At 61.0% G+C, this 16661-nt stretch carries 20 protein-coding genes; 8 read left to right on the top strand and 12 right to left on the bottom strand.

Annotation, left to right across the window (positions count from 1 at the left end):
- The first annotated feature begins 9 nt into the window (after positions 1 to 9).
- The 5 genes from BS629_RS25550 (at position 10) to BS629_RS25530 (ending at position 3817) form a co-directional block, all read left to right on the top strand.
- The gene (locus BS629_RS25550; RefSeq protein WP_026188338.1) at positions 10 to 762 is read left to right on the top strand and encodes a hypothetical protein; all 753 of its coding nucleotides are present in this window, start codon (positions 10 to 12) and stop codon (positions 760 to 762) included.
- 98 nt (positions 763 to 860) lie between these two features.
- Positions 861 to 1742, top strand: coding sequence for a CAF17-like 4Fe-4S cluster assembly/insertion protein YgfZ (gene ygfZ / locus BS629_RS25545; RefSeq protein ID WP_077988538.1), 882 nt, complete (start codon positions 861 to 863; stop codon positions 1740 to 1742).
- Positions 1739 to 2347 (top strand): HD domain-containing protein, encoded by a 609-nt coding sequence (locus BS629_RS25540; RefSeq protein ID WP_018241411.1) that lies wholly within the window; start codon positions 1739 to 1741, stop codon positions 2345 to 2347. Before ygfZ ends, BS629_RS25540 begins: the two co-directional genes overlap by 4 nt.
- Positions 2344 to 2874 (top strand): tyrosine phosphatase family protein, encoded by a 531-nt coding sequence (locus tag BS629_RS25535; protein ID WP_018241410.1) that lies wholly within the window; start codon positions 2344 to 2346, stop codon positions 2872 to 2874. The genes BS629_RS25540 and BS629_RS25535 overlap by 4 nt, the downstream gene beginning before the upstream one ends.
- 58 nt (positions 2875 to 2932) lie before the next feature.
- Positions 2933 to 3817: a mechanosensitive ion channel family protein gene (locus tag BS629_RS25530; RefSeq protein WP_018241409.1), complete on the top strand. Its 885-nt coding sequence runs from the start codon at positions 2933 to 2935 to the stop codon at positions 3815 to 3817.
- Between the two features lie 103 nt (positions 3818 to 3920).
- Here BS629_RS25530 and BS629_RS25525 read toward each other — a convergent pair whose 3' ends face one another.
- Together BS629_RS25525 and BS629_RS25520 are read right to left on the bottom strand one after the other, a co-directional pair.
- Complete coding sequence (locus tag BS629_RS25525) at positions 3921 to 4436, bottom strand: superoxide dismutase family protein (RefSeq protein WP_018241408.1); 516 nt, start codon at positions 4434 to 4436, stop codon at positions 3921 to 3923.
- Between the two features lie 219 nt (positions 4437 to 4655).
- A complete protein-coding gene (locus BS629_RS25520; RefSeq protein WP_020493380.1) occupies positions 4656 to 5009 on the bottom strand; it encodes a hypothetical protein in 354 nt (117 codons plus the stop codon).
- A gap of 428 nt (positions 5010 to 5437) precedes the next feature.
- Between BS629_RS25520 and BS629_RS25515 the strand changes: the two genes are divergently transcribed.
- The 3 genes from BS629_RS25515 (at position 5438) to BS629_RS25505 (ending at position 9006) form a co-directional block, all read left to right on the top strand.
- Entirely contained in the window at positions 5438 to 7342 is a 1905-nt protein-coding gene (locus BS629_RS25515) for a putative bifunctional diguanylate cyclase/phosphodiesterase (RefSeq protein ID WP_018241406.1), read from the top strand.
- 137 nt (positions 7343 to 7479) lie between these two features.
- Positions 7480 to 8139 (top strand): HD domain-containing protein, encoded by a 660-nt coding sequence (locus BS629_RS25510; RefSeq protein ID WP_018241405.1) that lies wholly within the window; start codon positions 7480 to 7482, stop codon positions 8137 to 8139.
- Positions 8140 to 8148: 9 nt separating this feature from the next.
- The gene (locus BS629_RS25505) at positions 8149 to 9006 is read left to right on the top strand and encodes an MOSC domain-containing protein (RefSeq protein WP_018241404.1); all 858 of its coding nucleotides are present in this window, start codon (positions 8149 to 8151) and stop codon (positions 9004 to 9006) included.
- Between the two features lie 99 nt (positions 9007 to 9105).
- On the opposite strand, the gene BS629_RS25500 is transcribed toward BS629_RS25505, so the two are convergent.
- From BS629_RS25500 to BS629_RS25455, 10 genes are all read right to left on the bottom strand, one after another.
- The gene (locus tag BS629_RS25500; RefSeq protein ID WP_018241403.1) at positions 9106 to 10101 is read right to left on the bottom strand and encodes an aldo/keto reductase; all 996 of its coding nucleotides are present in this window, start codon (positions 10099 to 10101) and stop codon (positions 9106 to 9108) included.
- 101 nt (positions 10102 to 10202) lie between these two features.
- Positions 10203 to 10973 carry a DNA repair protein RecO gene (gene recO, locus BS629_RS25495; RefSeq protein WP_018241402.1) on the bottom strand — a complete coding sequence of 257 codons (771 nt, stop codon included), beginning with the start codon at positions 10971 to 10973 and terminating at the stop codon, positions 10203 to 10205.
- Positions 10974 to 11097: 124 nt separating this feature from the next.
- Positions 11098 to 11583, bottom strand: coding sequence for a response regulator (locus tag BS629_RS25490; protein WP_018241401.1), 486 nt, complete (start codon positions 11581 to 11583; stop codon positions 11098 to 11100).
- A gap of 147 nt (positions 11584 to 11730) precedes the next feature.
- Positions 11731 to 12483 (bottom strand): Crp/Fnr family transcriptional regulator, encoded by a 753-nt coding sequence (locus tag BS629_RS25485; protein ID WP_012756790.1) that lies wholly within the window; start codon positions 12481 to 12483, stop codon positions 11731 to 11733.
- A 151-nt stretch (positions 12484 to 12634) separates the two neighbouring features.
- Positions 12635 to 13576, bottom strand: coding sequence for a GTPase Era (gene era / locus BS629_RS25480; protein WP_018241400.1), 942 nt, complete (start codon positions 13574 to 13576; stop codon positions 12635 to 12637).
- Positions 13577 to 13583: 7 nt separating this feature from the next.
- Entirely contained in the window at positions 13584 to 14303 is a 720-nt protein-coding gene (rnc, locus tag BS629_RS25475; RefSeq protein ID WP_003558092.1) for a ribonuclease III, read from the bottom strand.
- The gene (lepB, locus tag BS629_RS25470) at positions 14300 to 15043 is read right to left on the bottom strand and encodes a signal peptidase I (protein WP_018241399.1); all 744 of its coding nucleotides are present in this window, start codon (positions 15041 to 15043) and stop codon (positions 14300 to 14302) included. Before lepB ends, rnc begins: the two co-directional genes overlap by 4 nt.
- 198 nt (positions 15044 to 15241) lie before the next feature.
- The gene (acpS, locus tag BS629_RS25465; RefSeq protein WP_018241398.1) at positions 15242 to 15646 is read right to left on the bottom strand and encodes a holo-ACP synthase; all 405 of its coding nucleotides are present in this window, start codon (positions 15644 to 15646) and stop codon (positions 15242 to 15244) included.
- 38 nt (positions 15647 to 15684) lie between these two features.
- Complete coding sequence (locus BS629_RS25460) at positions 15685 to 16275, bottom strand: DUF2062 domain-containing protein (protein ID WP_018241397.1); 591 nt, start codon at positions 16273 to 16275, stop codon at positions 15685 to 15687.
- Between the two features lie 161 nt (positions 16276 to 16436).
- Positions 16437 to 16586 carry a DUF3563 family protein gene (locus tag BS629_RS25455; protein WP_003558084.1) on the bottom strand — a complete coding sequence of 50 codons (150 nt, stop codon included), beginning with the start codon at positions 16584 to 16586 and terminating at the stop codon, positions 16437 to 16439.
- Between the last annotated feature and the right edge of the window lie 75 nt (positions 16587 to 16661).

Here is a 16661-nt window from a genome sequence, read left to right as displayed (position 1 = left end):
GAGAGTTTGATGCACACCGGTAAAGAGAAAGTTTCGCGAATTTCGCTCGCGCCGGTGCTGCTTGCGTTCAGCCTTGCCGCCGGCAATGTTTTCCTTGCGCCGGCCGCCTACGCGCTTTCCGAACTGCACAACATCCCCGGCCAGGCGGCTAACGAGACGCCGCCCGCACAGGGAAGCGCTCAGGGACAGAGCCAGCCGCAGACCACTCCCGGCGTTCCCATGGCCGATCCGCTGGTCAACAGCCAGAACAATCAGGGTGTCGACAAGACGCCCGGCGCCCAGGATAATTCCAAGCCCACCGAGGTGATCTACGACATCAGCAAGGTGCCAGAGCCGGTTCGCAAGATGCGCGAGCAGATCGTCGAAGCGGCCGCCTCCGGTGATCTCGAACGGCTGCGGCCGCTGATGGGCACCGGCGCCGACCAGACACAGGTGACTGTGGGCGAACCGACCGACGACCCGATCGGCGCGCTGAAGGATCTGTCGGGTGATCCTGATGGCGACGAGATCCTTGCCATCATGCTCGATATCGTCTCGACCGGCTTCGTGCATGTCGGCCAGGGCACAGCAGACGACATGTATGTCTGGCCCTATTTTGCCGAGAAGGACCTGAAGTCGCTGACGCCGCCGGAGCGTGTCGAGCTGCTGCGCATCGTCACGGCCGGCGATCTCTCCGACATGCAGGAGTTCGGCGGATATAATTTCTACCGCCTCGGCATTACGCCTCAAGGCAAATGGAAATTCTTCACAGCAGGCGATTGATGCCCGTCTCGCCTGCGCTTTTCACGTTACGCATGGCGCTTGCGATCCACCTCATGAAGACATACCTCTGAGCGATGACCAACGCGACAGGTTCCGCCATGCCAGCCGTATTCCTGAATGACCGCTCATTGCTCCTTGTCAGCGGCGCGGAAGCCCAATCCTTCCTGCACAACCTGATCACAACCGATATCACCTCGCTCGGCGCCGACGAGGCACGGCCCGGGGCACTCTTGACCCCGCAGGGCAAGATCCTGTTCGACTTCATGATCTGGCAGGACGGCGACGGCTACATGATCGAAACCGATGCCGGCCAGCGCGACGGCCTGCTGAAGCGGCTGACAATGTACAAGCTGCGCGCCGCCGTCACACTTGCGACAAGCACTGAAGAAGGCGTCACCGTTTCCTGGAGCGAGGATGCCGAGGGCAGCCGGGGCGTCCGGGACAGCCAGGGCGTCCGAGACAGCCAAGGTGTCCGAGACAGCCGCTTCGCCAAGGCGGGCGTCACGCTGATCCGCCGGCCCGGCAAACATGGCGATGGCAAAGAGGCGCTCTACGACGCGCTGCGCATCAGCCACGGCATCGTCACATCAGGATCGGACTTCGCCCTGCAGGACGCCTTCCCCCATGACGTACTGATGGATTTCAACGGCGGCCTCTCCTTCAGGAAAGGCTGCTATGTCGGGCAGGAGGTCGTCTCGCGCATGCAGCACCGCGGCACCGCGCGCCGGCGCGTCGTCACGGTGTCCGCCGCGACAACCTTGCCGGAGACCGGGACGGAGATCACCGCCGGCGGCAAGCCCGTGGGAGCGCTCGGTTCGGTCGAAGGCGGCAGCGGCCTTGCGATCGTGCGCATCGACCGCGCCGGCGCCGCGATGGCGGCAGGTACGCCGCTGCTCGCCGGCGAAACGCCCGTTTCCCTCGTCCTGCCGGCATGGTCCGGCCTTGTCTTTCCCACAAGCGGCGACGAGGCCAGCGCGTGACAACGACGAAAGCTCCGCGTGCCTGGCAACGCATGCTGTCCGGGCGCAGGCTCGACCTGCTCGACCCCTCGCCGCTCGATGTCGAACTCATCGACATCGCCCATGGGCTTGCCCGGGTTGCCCGGTGGAACGGCCAGACCTCCGGCGATCATGCTTTTTCGGTGGCGCAACACAGTCTCGTCGTCGAGGATATCTTCCGCCGCTTCAACGATGCGCGGCCGCAGGAGTGCCTGATGGCGCTGCTGCACGACGCACCCGAATATGTGATCGGCGACATGATCTCGCCGTTCAAATCGGTGGTCGGCGGCGGCTACAAGACGGTGGAAAAGCGGCTGGAGGCGGCCGTGCACTTGCGCTTCGGCCTGCCGCCGCATCCTTCGCGCGACCTCAAGGACCGGATCAAGAAGGCCGACACGATCGCCGCCTATTTCGAGGCGACCGTGCTTGCCGGTTTCACACCCGCCGAGGCGCAGAAATTCTTCGGCCAGCCGCGCGGCATCAGCAAGGACATGCTGATGATCGAGCCCCTGCCTGCGCTCGAAGCGCAGCGATTGTTCTGCGCGCGCTTCGCGGCGATCGAGGCCGAGCGGGGGATGGTATCGTGAGCTTCATCGTCGTCTCGCCGCTGTCGCGCATCGCGGAAATGGCGGTGCGCCATAAGGCGCGCGATATGATCAGCCTGATCGCCAAGAATCAGGCCTTTCACCGGCCGGGCGTGATTGCGGCCGAACGTCATCTGACACTTGGTATGAACGATATCCTCTTCAAGGGCACCGGCGATCTCGTGGCGCCTGACGAGACGCATGTCCGCGGAATTATCGACTTTGCCGCATCGTGGCAGCAGGAGACGCCGCTGCTCATTCATTGCTGGATGGGCGTGTCGCGATCACCGGCCGCAGCCCTCATCGCCGCGCTGTCGCTGGCACCGGATCAGAGCGATGAAACGCTTGCTCGCCGACTCCGAGCCGCCTCACCTTTCGCGACGCCCAACGCCCGGCTGATCGAGATCGGTGACGCGCTGCTCGGCCGCAGCGGCCGGCTGGTCGCGGCGGTACGGGCAATCGGACGTGGTGCGGATGCCGACGGCAATGCGCCCTTCGTGCTTGCGATCCGGGACGCCGTTGGCGGTTGACGCTGCCGCCAGCCGCTCCATCTAGCCCCCGACCACGCACAATCGACAGGGCCAGATCATGGAACAACAGGCAGCCGATGTCCTCCTCGCCACGCAAACGGCACTCAGCCAGGCAAGCGCGCTTGCGGTGCAATATTCCTTCTCCGTCCTCGGGGCGGTGATCCTGCTCGTTCTTGGCTGGGCGCTGGCCGGCTTTACCAGCCGCTGGGCCTATGAAGGCCTGTCGCGCGTTCATGGCATTGACGAGACGCTGGCGCGTTTCTTCACCAATGTGCTGCGCTATGCGCTGCTCATCCTGGTGTTCATCACCGTCCTCGGTCAATTCGGCGTCCAGACCGCCTCGATCATCGCAACCCTCGGCGCAGCGGGCCTGGCGATCGGACTAGCGCTGCAAGGGACGCTGCAGAATATCGCCGCCGGCATTATGCTGCTGATCCTCAGGCCTTTCCGCGTCGGCGAATATATCGAGACCAGCAGCGTGGCCGGCACGGTGCGCGAAATCGGATTGTTTGCCACCGAGCTCAAAACCGGCGACGGGCTCTACCGGTTGGCGCCGAATTCGACGCTCTGGAACACGCCCATTACCAATTTCACCCGCGAGCCCACCCGGCGGAACGAGCTGAAAATCAGCGTCGCCTATGAGGATGACATCGATCTGGCAATGGAGACGCTGATGAACCTTGCCAAAGCCGATTCCAGGGTGCTGACGTCACCGGCACCCAGCGTCTTCATCGACAGCCTCGGTGATGGCACGATCTCCGTCGCGCTGCGCTACTGGGCAAAGACAGGTGACTGGTGGCTGGTCAGCCGTGACATGGTGAAACGCGTGAAACTCGCCTTCGATGACAATCCTGACGCCGTGCCGGATGCTTCAGATGCCGCGCCGGCAAAAAAGTCCAACGGCAAGGTGACGGCCGAAAAACCGACGCCGACGCGGCAGTAAGACATTGCAGCGCCACGGATCTTTTTAAGACCCGTGGCGCTGTGCAGTTTGAATTGCTAATTTTGTCCCTAAATCGATGCCGATCTAAGAGTTGCGCCGTAGCCTATTGGATGACGCCGCAGGAGAGTCTTTCCCCGGCATCACCCGAAGGCTGGCTGCGATAATCATCCGAATTGGCGTGCACCATCAATGCGCGGCCGCGAATGCCGTCAGTCTTGCCGTCGAGCGTGACCATGCTGTCGAAGATCTGTGCCCGCAACCTGCCGTCCTGCCCGACATATTGATTGGGCATATCGCCGGCGTGCGGTCCCTTGGCGGCAAGGATGCCATGCTCGGCCTTATCAGGGTTGAAGTGACCGCCCGCTGATTCGTGATGGGTCGCGGCGTCGCAGCGGCCGGTCTCATGAACATGGAACGCCACCCATTTGTTCGCCGGCAATCCCGATATCTCGACTTCGATCAGGACGCCGCCATTGGCGGCAGCCGTCAGTTGCGCGCGACCGTCCTCCTTGCCGTCCTTCCCGACGAAATTGGCGACCGCCGTTTGCTTGTCCTGAGCGCCTGCCGGCAATGCAACCGCAAGCAGGCTCAAGGTGGCGATAATGCTCATGGCTTTCATGGAGATCTCCTTGCGTCCGGTTGTCCTTCTGAACGTGTCAAACCGGAAGGTGTTCCTGAGCCGCGCGTCCGATAGGACGCGCTAAGGACGCTCCAGCACTTTGCGTGGCGCATAATCCTTTCCGAAAATCACTCCGATTTTCGGGTTATGCGCAGGAATATCGAACGAGAAAAGCCGGCCAACCGGCCGGCTTGCAGATCTCTCGAATTGAGACGCCGCTCAGGCGACGGCGTCGAAATCGAATTGACCGTAGGTCTTGCGGTAGAGATCGTCGGACTGATCGCCTGATGTCGGCGCGGCCTGCTGCAGCGGATACGGAACGGCGATGCTGCTTGCACTGCCGCTGTCACGGGTGTCCATCATCAGCGCAATCAGGCTGCCGGAAAATTTCGGCTGCGTGTCGCTGGCCTTATCGTCTTCGAGGAGTTCCTTGATGATGCCTGGCTTCTCATCGGCGGCACGTTCGCCGCGGCTGAGTACGCCATCGCCATTGGCATCGAGCCGCGAAAGCGTCGCCAGATATGCGTATGAGGTGTCTGAAACGGATGTGGTGCTGGTCATACAAACCTCCATTCACCGCCTTCTGCCGGTGGTGTTTGTACGCAATACGAGCGTTGGAAAATCACTGTTGACTCGGTGGTTAAACTGATTTGCGCAGTGCGTCAATAAGTTGTTAACTTCTCATTAACGATGATTGACAAAAGTTAACGGAACGCCTGAACGCAGGCCTCCGCCAGCGTCAGAAGGCCGCTTTCCTGCGTATTTCAGCTATTTTTCACATATAAAACAAACGTCTAACGCATCGACCCCGCTGCTGCACTGCAACCGAATATTAATCCGGCCCATACAAAATGGACATCACGCATCACCAGCAGGCGTCCAGCGTATAAAAAATCAATCTCTGTATTCATTTTAGAAAGGTCTTTCATGTCCGGCGAAATGAGGCACGTTCATCAAACGAGGACGCTTTCCTCTGCTGTCGTCCCGCGAGACGTATGCACATGAAAGCTGAAGCGCTCTTCTGGCGGCAATGCACCGAGGCCGTCACCGCCGACGGATCGATCGATGCGCAGCGCCTGATGGATCTTGTGATCGCGACCTATCGCGTCCATGAAAGCGACTATGACGAAATCGAGAGAAGCGCGGAAACGCTGCTGAGGGAAAACCATGCGCTGAGGGGCAATATATCAGCCCTTAGCCAGGCGTTCGACGGACAGAAGAAACTCTTCGAAGTCATTCTCAACAACCTGCCGCTCGGTCTCAGCGTCTTCGACGCCGACCAGCGACTGACGCTTTCCAACATCCGCTTCCGTCAGCTCTTCGACCTGACGGACGAAGATGTCATTGCCGGCGCGACAATCGCCGATCTCACGGCTAAAATGCGCGGCACGGAGAGCGCTAGCACCAAGCCCGGCCGGCGGACCGGGCGACATTCCTCCGCAACCACAAGAAGCAGTAGTCTCCGTCGGCGCGAATGGTTGATGGACGATGGCCGCATCATCCAGAGCATGGTGACCATCCTTTCCGACGGAAGCAACATTTCCATTCACGCCGACATTACCGAGGATCGAAGGGCGGCCGAACGCATCACCTATCTCGCCCACCACGACCCGCTGACCGGCCTTCCGAACCGCATCCATTTCCGCGAGCAGGTCGATGCGACGCTCGCAGAGCGCAGGCCAGATCAGCAGATTGCCCTCGTTCACCTCAATCTCGACGGTTTCAAATCGATCAACAACACGATGGGCGTTTCGGCCGGCGACAAAATCCTGCAGCAGGTCGCCGAGCGCATCCGAGCCTCGGCCGGTTCGGAAAACACCCTGGCGCGCCTCGGCTCGGACGAATTCGCCATCCTGCAGACGGGCAAGCAGCAGCCGCGGAACGTGACGGCGCTTGCCGAGCAGATCCGCCGCGAGCTTTCCGCGCCATTCCTCCACGGCGAGAAACAGCTGGAGCTCAGCGTCTCTATGGGCATCGCAATCGCCCCTGGAGATGGCGAAGAAACCGATATCCTGCTGAAAAATGCCGGCGTGGCGCTGTCACATGCCAAGGCGGACGGGCGCAAACGCGAGCGCTTCTTCGCCAGTGAGATGGAAGCGCAGATGCAGTTGCGACACGCGCTGGAGGCAGACCTCCGAGCAGCCGTTGAGAAAGAGGAATTCGAGCTGCATTATCAGCCGCTCTATGACCTCTCGCAGCGACGTATCTGCGGCTTCGAAGCGTTGATCCGCTGGAACCATCCGGTCCGGGGCCGCGTTCCGCCGATGGATTTCATTCCGCTGGCCGAGGAGGTCGGCCTCGTCGTCGATATCGGCCGTTGGGTTTTGCGTCGGGCCTGCAACGATGCAGCGCAATGGCCGGAGGGCATCAAGATCGCCGTCAACGTTTCGGCAATCCAGTTCAGCAGCAGCGACCTGACGCGAGATGTCAGCGAGGCACTTGCCGCCGCCGCGCTGTCGCCGTCGCGGCTTGAACTCGAAATCACCGAGAGCGTGCTGATGGAAAATCTCAGCGAAGTGCTGCCGATCCTGCATGCGCTGAAGGAGCGCGGCATCCGCATCTCGATGGACGATTTCGGAACCGGCTATTCCTCACTGAGCTATCTCTCGAGCTTCCCCTTCGACAAGATCAAGATCGACAAGTCCTTCGTCAACGACATCGTCGACAACAAGGAAGCGCATGCGATCATGCACGCGATCATCCTGCTCGGCGATGCGCTCGGCATGCGCGTCACCGTCGAGGGCGTCGAGACGGCCGCGCAGCTGGCGCTGCTCGAATGCGAGGAATGCGACGAGATCCAGGGCTATCACATCAGTCCGCCGCGACCGGCGCGTGACGTGCCCCATCTTCTCTCCCTGCCGCCGAAGAACGGCGGCGTGACGCATCTTCCTGAAGCCAAGCACTGAGATCCCCCTCGATTGCGACTCGCATGGCAAGTCGCTACAAAATCGGTTGCGATTCCTGAGATCTTCGTTCTCGCATCCTTTTACCGCCCGCATTCAATTCAGCGCCGATGCCCTATCGGCGGAAAACGATCTTCCTCATGACAGGTGGCGCTATGTTCGCGGCTGAAGCCTTCTCCCCACACGAAACGCTTGCGGCGGCGCTGATTGCACATGCGGCCGATGGCGACGACGGCTCGCACGACCTTGCCCATATTCTGCGCGTCTTCAGAAATGCCATGCGCATCCATGCGGGAGAAGGCGGCGACGGGCGGGTGCTTGCCGCTTCCGTGCTGCTGCATGACTGCGTCGCCGTCGAGAAGAATTCGCCGCTGCGGGCAAAAGCATCGACTTTGGCGGCTGAGAAGGCATCGGCGATCCTGGCGGAACTCGGCTGGAGCGAGGCGGATATCGAAGCCGCGGCCCACGCAATCACTGCACACAGTTTCTCCGCCGGGGTGGCACCGCAAACGCTGGAGGCGAAGATCCTGCAGGATGCCGACCGGCTGGACGCGATCGGCATGGTCGGCGCCGCCCGCTGCTTCTATATCGCCGGGCGACTGGGATCCGGGCTCTACGATCCATTCGACCCGGCGGCGGCGGACCGCCCGCTTGATGACAAGCGTTATGCCATTGACCATTTCCAGACGAAGCTGTTCAAACTGGCGGAAGGTTTCCAGACCGAGACCGGCCGCAGGCTGGCCGCCGCGCGTGATAAAAGCCTGCGCGACTTCCTCTCGGCCTTCATGGACGAAATCTAGGAGCACAAGATGCGTGTCAGCGACCTCTTCATCTACCCGCTCAAGAGCGCCCGCGGCATTGCGCTGCCGGCCGCCGACATTGACGCCTATGGGCTTCCCGGCGACCGGCGGGCGATGATCACCGATGCCCAAGGGCACTTCATCACCCAGCGCGAGTTGCCCGACCTCGCACGCATCGAGGTACGACCGGAGGCGACCGCCTTTCGGCTGCTGATGCAGGGGAAAACGGACATATCGGTAACACCGCCTCAGCCCGAAAACCGCATGGATGTGACCGTGTGGAAATCTGCCGTCAGCGCCGCCGTCGCCGATCCGGAGAGCAACCGGCAGCTTTCCGAATGGCTTGGCCGCGAGGTGCGCCTGGTCTTCTTCGACGGCCAGGCACGGCGGACGGCAAATGCTGAATGGGCCGGCGAAGCCACGCCCGTCACCTTTACCGACGGTTATCAGATCCTGGTGACGACGACGGGCTCGCTGAAGGCATTGAATGCCGATCTCGCCGCCCATGGCGAAGGCAGTGTCGGCATGGAACGCTTCCGTCCGAACATCGTCATCGATACCGACGAGGCCTGGCCGGAGGACCGCTGGGCGGCGATCGAGATCGCCGGCATCCGCTTCGATCTCGTCAAACCCTGCTCCCGCTGCATCATGACGACTCAAGACCAGTTGACCGGGTCCCGCGAGGGACCAAACCCAATGCCGGCCATGGGCCGCATCCGCATGTCCGCCGACCGGCGCGTGCCCGGCCCGCTTTTCGGCTGGAACGTCACGCCGCGCGGCAACGGCAAGGTCACGATCGGTGACACCGTCAACATCGTTGAAGAGAGGCCGGAAGGCTGGGCGCTCAAACGTCGAGCTGCAGCCTGAAGCGCATCGCTTCAAACCGGATTCATCCGTGCGCTTTGAGTCTTTGACTTATGCATGTCGCCCAAAAGCATGCTTTTTGGGCGACATGCATTAAAACCCTCAGAAGCGATCGAGCGCGGCATCGATCCCCGCCATGACATCGGCTGGCAGTGGTCCCTTCTCCAGCGCGCCAGCATTTTCCTCCACCTGAGCGACGGTGCGGAAGCCCGGAATGGGAAGGGTGCGCGGCGAGCGTGCCCAGAGCCAGGCAAGCGCGCCCTGCGTCAGCGTGCGGCTGCCTGACGTCAGGAGATCGCGGACGGCATCGAGCCGTGCGGCGAATTCCGGGGCCATACGTCCATCCTTGAAATAGACCATCCAATCGAGGGCAGCACCGCGGACATCCCTCGCGCCCACCGCTTTGTCGGCGGTGAACTTGCCGGTCAGCAGCCCCATCGCCAGTGGGCCACGATTGATGGAGATCAGGCCCTTCCCCTCGATCACCGAGATCATCTCCGGCACCGGTTCGAAAACATTCATCGTATGCTGGATCGAGACATAGCCCTGTCGGCCGACATGACGGGCGGCACGATCCGGAAAATCGGTACTCCAGCCAAACGCATCGATCTTGCCTTCGGTGCGAAGCGCCTCCAGCGTATCGAAGACGGCATCCGATTGATCCATCGGAAAATCATTGAGGTGGAACTGCAACAGATCGAGGCGATCGCGCTTCAGGCGGCGCAACGAGGTCTCGACCGAACGGCGGATGAAGGCCTCGTCGGCAAAGGCGCCGGTTGCCTGCTTGCTTGCCGGATCGGTGGCGAAGCCGAACTTGGTGGCGATGACGACATCGTCGCGATTACCGATCGCCCGGCCGAGCACTTCCTCCGAGTGGCCGGCACCGTAGTTCGAGGCCGTGTCGAAGAAGCGGATGCCGAGTTCGATGGCACGGTCGATCGCCTCCACGGATTCATCGTCGTCGACATCGCCCCAGCCGAGCGGCGTGTCGCCGGCGAAGAAGGGGCCGCCGATCGCCCAGCATCCCATGCCGAGACGCGGAATTTCGCGGCCGTTCCAGAGCGTGATCGTCGTCGATGATGCGGTCTTGGTTAGCATGGGGTCCTCCTTGATTGGCAATCCTGTGAAGACATAGGAAGCGCTCATCAGCAGGTAAACCGCCAAATCCGGAGGATGTTTTGCACCCGTAAAAAACGAGGTCAGGCGGAAATACCGTTCGGGCCGGAAAGCGTCCGCAAGGCTGGATTAAGCGCCTTGAGCGCCGCCTGAACGAAACCGTCGCGGGCAGCTGCCGCCTCGATGCCGCGCGGCTCGTAGACATGACGATGCAGAAAGAACCCTGTCAGGCGGAATGCAGCCGAGAGACTATCAAAGTCGGCTGCATGGTTGTCTTCGATGCTGAGGAACGGCGGCAGGAGCAGCATTTTGTCCGCCCAGGGCTCACCCGCGGTGCGGCTGACGGCGCGGCCGGATTTCGGCGAGACATAGACGAGATCGGAACGGGCGCCGGTCGCAGCGCATTCGGCAAGATCGAGGCCGAAGCCGAGATCATTCAGCACAGCAAGCTCGAAACGCACGAAGAGTTCGCCGGCATCGGCCGGATTATGCAGGTGATCGAGGATGACCTCCAGCGCTTCGAAGAGGTGTGGATGCGGGTCACGCTCCGGCAGCAGCCGCAGCAGCGCGCCCATCGCCTGGACACCGTAGACGGCGGTCGCCGTTTCCATCAGGCGGGCGGCGCGCAGTGTCACCGGCTCGACTCGGAATTCACCGAGATGTTCGTCAAGCCGGGCACGCCAGTTGACCTCGACGGCATTGCCCGCCTGCAGCACCGGCTGCATGGCGCGCGAGCGGCCGGAACGCACCAGGCCGAGATGGCGGCCGCGATCACGCGTCATCACCTCGGCGATGACGCTCGTCTCGCCGTGGCGCTTGACGCCCAGAATGATCGCCTGGTCCTGCCATTGCATCGAAAGAAGTCCCTGCGGGTGACGAATCCATCCTACTGCATAATTCAACGCGTTACAGCGTCCTTTGCACGTCTGAAAGACGCGCGGCGCTGTCAGCAAGGACTGGATTCTGTCACGGACCGTGTCAGGCGACAGCCGGGAAAAGTCTCTGCAGGAATTCCCGCATCGCCGTTTCGTCGAACGGCTTCACCAGAAGCGGTATCTGTTGCAGGTCGGGCGGGAAATCGCCGGTATCGGAATAGCCACTGACGAAGCCGAAGGGGATGCCGATATCGAGCAGGTGGCGGGCGAATCCGAAACTCATGCCCTCGCCGAGATTGACGTCGAGAAGGGCGAAATCATATGTCTCCGCCGCGATGGCAGCCCTTGCCTGCTCCACACTGCCGACGATATCGATGCTCTTGACGCCGGCCAGGCGCAAGATGTCCTCCGCCTCCATCGCGATGATCAGACTGTCTTCAAGAACCAGAACACGGACTGCGCTCATGATTCCATGCCCCTCGTCGGCCGCCTGTCGCAGCGCCCCGGCCGTTTCGCCAACATCATTGCCCTCCGGTGCCCCGCATGGCACGCCATCGGTGAATTCCGCCACCTTTTCTGAGTAAACCATTTTTCTGTCCGGTCGGTAAGAATCAAAATCGGAGGATAAGATGACGACCGACTTTATTTTCCCTGCTGCTAATCTGCATTTAAAAAAGACATAACCAAACTGATTGGCCGGAGCAATTCCAGCCAAACGCCGAAAGCCAGGAATGCTCTAGATGAACGGGCGTTTGCCCTCTCCGAGCCCTTCCCAGCCGGCGATCGCCATCAATTCCTCGCCGTTCAGCACCTCGCAGCCGCGTTCCTGCCAGCGGATCAACCCACGTTCGCTGAGCTTTTTCAAAGTCTTGTTGGTATGAACGATCGAAAGACCGAGCGTGTCGGCAATGTGCTGCTGGGTGATGGGGATGAATTTGCGGCCGTTGAAGATATTGAGCTTGCGACCACGCTCGAACAGGAAAGCGATCAGGTAGGCTGCTCGTTCCAGCGCCGTGCGGCGGCCTATGCTCAAGAGATGCTCATCCAGAATGCGCTCCTCGCGCGCGGCGATCCAGGTGATGTCGAAGGCGAGCGAGGCGTGCTTGTTGTAGAGCGTCATCAGCCTGTCACGCTCGAAGACACAAAGGGACACGGGCGAAAGCGCTTCGACGGAATGCTGCATCTCACCGGCGATCGTTCCCTGCAGGCCGACCAGGTCGCCCGGCATGATATAATTCAGAATCTGGCGGCGTCCGTCCTCCAGCATCTTGTAGCGGAAGCCCCAGCCGGCGAGCACCGTGAAGAGATGAGCGCTATGTGCGCCCTCGACGAGGATGGTGGAGCCGGCGTCGACGGCAAGCTCACCCCTCTTGAAGCTCGAGACGAACTCTAACTCATCACGGCTGAACTCCCTGAAATGCGGCAGAGGCCGCAAGGGACATTGCTCGCAAGGGGTCTTGAAAGAATTGATGGGTCTCGACGTCGCCATACTTGCCCTTGCCGTCGCAAAATCGGCGCGCCAACAGTGGCGCGCCGTTCATGAACGGAATGCGCAAGGCACGGATATGTTCCATGAGCGAGGCGGATTTTTTATGCGGAAACAAAGGGCTGGCGCCAACCCGCCGAAATCCTTGCCGTGCTTATTTCGGGAAATCGAGACCCATTTCGCGGAACCGCTCGGGATCATCACCCCAATTCTCGCGAACCTTGACGAACAGGAAGAGATGGACCGGCTGTTCGAGGATCTCCGACAATTCCTTGCGCGACGCAGTCGATATCGCCTTGATGGTTTCACCACCCTTGCCGAGCGCGATCTTCTTCTGACTGTCGCGCTCGAGATAGATCACCTGCTCGATGCGCACCGAGCCGTCCTTGCGCTCTTCCCACTTCTCCGTTTCGACATGCGAGGCATAGGGAAGCTCCTGGTGCAGGCGCAGAAACAGTTTCTCGCGGGTGATCTCGGCGGCGAGCTGGCGCATCGGCAGATCGGAAATCTGGTCTTCCGGATAATACCACGGCCCCTCCGGGAGCGTTTTCGCCAGATAGTCCATGAGGTCGTCGCAGCCGGAGCCGTTTTCGGCTGATATCATGAAGGTGCGCTCGAAAGCGATCTTCTCGTTGGCGGCAGCGGTCAGCGCCAGCAGATCCTCACGGTTGACGCGGTCGATCTTGTTGAGCAGCAGGATCTTCGGCTGCCGGACTTCCTTGAGGCCTTCGAGGATGGCTTCGGCATCGCCGCGCAAGCCGCGCTCGCTGTCGATCAGCAGCACGATCAGATCGGCATCCCTCGCACCGCCCCAGGCCGAAGTCACCATGGCGCGGTCAAGCCGGCGGCGCGGCTTGAAGATACCAGGCGTATCCATGAAAACGATCTGGGCATTGTCGTGGATCGCGATGCCGCGAACGATGGCGCGCGTCGTCTGCACCTTATGGCTGACGATCGAGACCTTGGCACCGACGAGGCGGTTCACCAGCGTCGACTTGCCGGCATTGGTCGGACCGATCAGCGCGACGAAGCCCGAATGCGTCGGACCATTGGTTTCTGCGGCAGCTTCGGCCGCGATATCTTCTTCTTGTGTCATTGTCCCGTCAGTTTCCGGCAGACGATTGCTGCCAAATGCCTTCGCGCTCGAGCATCTTCGTTGCCGCGACCTGTTCGGCGGCACGCTTCGACCGCTCTACGCCGGTTTCCGGCTTAATGCCAGCAACTTCCACCGTCACCTTGAAGCGCGGATCATGATCCGGTCCGCTGCGTTCATCAACCCGGTAGATCGGCGTGACGCCGAATTTCGCGTGCGACCATTCCTGCAGCTCGGTCTTGGCGTCGCGCTTAGCGCCATCGGCCCGCACTGCCCTGCCCTGCCAGTAACGCAGAATGAACCGGCGGGCAACTTCGAGGCCACCGTCGAGATAGATCGCGGCGATCAGGCTTTCGACGACGTCGGCGCGCACGTTCATCATGCGCTTGCCGGTCAACTTCTTCACATCGGCGCCGGTACGGATATAGAGGTGAAGATTGAGTTCGTCGGCAACCGCAGCGCAGGTTTCAGCGCTGACGAGTTGGTTGAGGCGAACCGAGAGCTCGCCTTCTCCCGCCGTCCCGAAGGTGCGAAACAGAAGCTCGGCGATGCAGAGCCCAAGAACTCTGTCGCCGAGGAATTCGAGCCGTTCGTAATTGCCGCCCTTTTCGGTACGGGCGCTGGCATGGGTCAGCGCGCGATCCAGGCGTTCCTTTTCAGCGAAGTCATGACCGATCAGGCCTTCAAGCTTTGCGCGGTCCGCCGCAGAAAGCGTCTGCGCCTTGCTCATTCAACAACCTTGAAGAGGCGGTCCCAACGCATGTTCGTCGGCCACTTCCAGATTTCGCGGAAGGAGGTATCGTTGCCAAGCGAGAAGAAGATAACGCTGGCGCGGCCGACAAGATTTTCGGCGGGCACGAATCCGACGTCGAAGCGGCTGTCGAGCGAGTTGTCGCGGTTATCGCCCATCATGAAATAATGGCCTTCCGGCACGATGAATTCGCGGGTGTTATCGCCGCGCGACACCGGAGACTGATCAAGCGTGTCGTAGGTCTTGCCGTTGTCGAGCGTTTCGCGGAACACCGGCACATCCGCGCCCGGATCAAGCTTGTAATCCGAAGTGAAGCTGCCGTCCGCCACCTTCGGAACCGGCTTGCCGTTGACGTAGAGCACACCGTCGGTAACCTGGATATGGTCGCCCGGCAGGCCGATGCAGCGCTTGATGTAATCGATCTCGGGGTTTGGCGGGAAGCGGAAGACGACGATGTCGCCACGCTTCGGATCGGCGCCGAACAGGCGGCCGCTGAAGAGATCAGGCGAGAAGGGCAGCGAATATTTCGAATAGCCGTAAGCGAACTTGTTGACGAAGATGTAATCGCCGACGAGCAGCGTCGGCATCATCGAACCGGACGGAATGGTAAAGGGCTGGAATAGCACCGTTCGGATCACCATCGCCAAAATCAGCGCCTGGATGATGACTTTGATATTTTCCCAGAGGGCGTTCGGCTTGGCTTCGACTTTTTCGGACACGCAGTCTTATTCCTTCAAGACGCCGCGGCGGCGCAATTCTTTCTGTCGTTCTCTCTAGCGGCTTCGGCCGGTTGCGGCAATGGCGACAACATCAAAAGCGACGAGAGGTCGCGTCAAACGCTTCCGGGGTCGCGTCAAACGCTTCCGGGGTCGCGATCAACGCTCCCGAGGTCGCGATCAACGCTCCCGAGGTCGCGATCAGAGGCTCTCGGGCAACGCCTCGATAATGACGAAGGCCTGCGCCAAGGGATAATCATCCGTTATTGTCAAATGAATGGCGGGCCTGTGGCCCGCGGGCAGCAGCGATTCGAGGATCAGGGCGGCCGCGCCTGACAAAACCATGGTCGGCTTGCCGCTTGGCAGGTTGACGACGCCCATGTCCTTCCAGAAGACGCCCTGCGCTATGCCGGTGCCGAGCGCCTTGGAACAGGCCTCCTTGGCGGCGAAACGCTTGGCATAAGATTCGGCACGGTTTGCCCGGCGGTCGGAACGCGCGCGCTCGATCTCGGTAAAGCAGCGATGGGTGAAGCGCTCGCCGAAGCGCTCGATGGATTTCTCGATACGGCGAATGTCGATCAGATCGCTGCCAATGCCGATGATCATGCCGGAACCTTCCGTCGCTTAAGAATTCTTGATCGGGTTCATATGCTCGGCATGTCGCCGGCCGGAACGGCAAGGCGCAGGCGCGCCCGCTCCATCAGCCGTATATGGCGGCGCGTCTGAAAACCCTTCACGGTGTAGAATGTCAGCGCATAGAGCGCAACGGAGGTGACGGCCGCCGGCGGAATGGCGCCGACCAGCATCGGCTCCAGCACCGGTTTCCATAGCTCAGTGAAATTCAGCTTGTGGAAAAGGGCGGCGAGATCCACCGTCTGTCCGGCCAGGTGATCCTCGCGGCTCAACAGCAGATGTCCGATCTCCCAGGTGATGCCCCAGATGAAGGGATAGGTCAGCGGATTGCCGAAGGCGGCGCAACCGAGGGCGGCGGCCACCATGCTGCCGGAGAGGAAATAGGTGATGACGAAAGCCATGACGAAATGTACGCCGATGAAAGGCGTCCACGAGACGAAGACACCCGCAGCGACGCCGGCGGCAACCGCATGCGGCGAAGCGCTCAGGCGCAGGACGCGCATTGTCAGGTAACGGATCGGGCGAAGGAAACCCTTGCGAGGCCATAAAAGCTCTCGCATCTTTTCCTTGAATCCCGCAGGTTTGCGACGGCGAAACAACATGGCCGGTATTTAGTGCAGCGCACACGGCCATGACAAGAGCGGCAAATGATACCGCTCGAAAAACAGCCCCTCAGTTCTCTCTGCGAAGAGGAGCTTCTTCATGCCGAGGGGCGTCCGTTATGTATAACGTCCCTCACCCGCCTCAAGTATTAAGTTCAGTATCAGCGATTGCGGAACAGACCGCGGTCGACCTGGCGCTGACGAAACTCGAGATCGATACGATCGAGCGAGCCGTTCAAATATGCCATTTCACGTTCCTGCGTGGTCGGAGCGCGAAAGGCGCGAGCGAATTTCTTGATAGGGTCAAACATTACCTTGTCTCATCTTCTGTTTGCGTTTCGAAGACCAGAAGATAGGCTCGGCAAAGGTTAATTACCACCGCCGCA

The sequence above is a fragment of the Rhizobium leguminosarum bv. viciae USDA 2370 genome, from assembly GCF_002008365.1.
In the GTDB taxonomy this organism is placed as follows: Bacteria; Pseudomonadota; Alphaproteobacteria; order Rhizobiales; family Rhizobiaceae; genus Rhizobium; species Rhizobium leguminosarum.
The sequence above is the reverse complement of the archived record's forward strand: the minus strand, read 5'-3'. Positions and strand labels throughout refer to the sequence as shown.

What these genes read in the sequence shown, in the direction of transcription:
- rnc (WP_003558092.1), bottom strand. Translation starts at nt 14,303, where the DNA reads ATGAGCAAGGCGCAGACGCTTTCTGCGGCGGACCGCGCAAAGCTTGAA.
- BS629_RS25515 (WP_018241406.1), top strand. Translation starts at nt 5,438, where the DNA reads ATGAAAGCTGAAGCGCTCTTCTGGCGGCAATGCACCGAGGCCGTCACC.
- recO (WP_018241402.1), bottom strand. Translation starts at nt 10,973, where the DNA reads ATGCAATGGCAGGACCAGGCGATCATTCTGGGCGTCAAGCGCCACGGC.
- BS629_RS25530 (WP_018241409.1), top strand. Translation starts at nt 2,933, where the DNA reads ATGGAACAACAGGCAGCCGATGTCCTCCTCGCCACGCAAACGGCACTC.
- BS629_RS25460 (WP_018241397.1), bottom strand. Translation starts at nt 16,275, where the DNA reads ATGTTGTTTCGCCGTCGCAAACCTGCGGGATTCAAGGAAAAGATGCGA.
- era (WP_018241400.1), bottom strand. Translation starts at nt 13,576, where the DNA reads ATGACACAAGAAGAAGATATCGCGGCCGAAGCTGCCGCAGAAACCAAT.
- BS629_RS25485 (WP_012756790.1), bottom strand. Translation starts at nt 12,483, where the DNA reads ATGGCGACGTCGAGACCCATCAATTCTTTCAAGACCCCTTGCGAGCAA.
- BS629_RS25500 (WP_018241403.1), bottom strand. Translation starts at nt 10,101, where the DNA reads ATGCTAACCAAGACCGCATCATCGACGACGATCACGCTCTGGAACGGC.
- BS629_RS25520 (WP_020493380.1), bottom strand. Translation starts at nt 5,009, where the DNA reads ATGGAGGTTTGTATGACCAGCACCACATCCGTTTCAGACACCTCATAC.
- BS629_RS25505 (WP_018241404.1), top strand. Translation starts at nt 8,149, where the DNA reads ATGCGTGTCAGCGACCTCTTCATCTACCCGCTCAAGAGCGCCCGCGGC.
- BS629_RS25510 (WP_018241405.1), top strand. Translation starts at nt 7,480, where the DNA reads ATGACAGGTGGCGCTATGTTCGCGGCTGAAGCCTTCTCCCCACACGAA.
- BS629_RS25525 (WP_018241408.1), bottom strand. Translation starts at nt 4,436, where the DNA reads ATGAAAGCCATGAGCATTATCGCCACCTTGAGCCTGCTTGCGGTTGCA.
- acpS (WP_018241398.1), bottom strand. Translation starts at nt 15,646, where the DNA reads ATGATCATCGGCATTGGCAGCGATCTGATCGACATTCGCCGTATCGAG.
- BS629_RS25455 (WP_003558084.1), bottom strand. Translation starts at nt 16,586, where the DNA reads ATGTTTGACCCTATCAAGAAATTCGCTCGCGCCTTTCGCGCTCCGACC.
- BS629_RS25550 (WP_026188338.1), top strand. Translation starts at nt 10, where the DNA reads ATGCACACCGGTAAAGAGAAAGTTTCGCGAATTTCGCTCGCGCCGGTG.
- ygfZ (WP_077988538.1), top strand. Translation starts at nt 861, where the DNA reads ATGCCAGCCGTATTCCTGAATGACCGCTCATTGCTCCTTGTCAGCGGC.
- BS629_RS25490 (WP_018241401.1), bottom strand. Translation starts at nt 11,583, where the DNA reads ATGGTTTACTCAGAAAAGGTGGCGGAATTCACCGATGGCGTGCCATGC.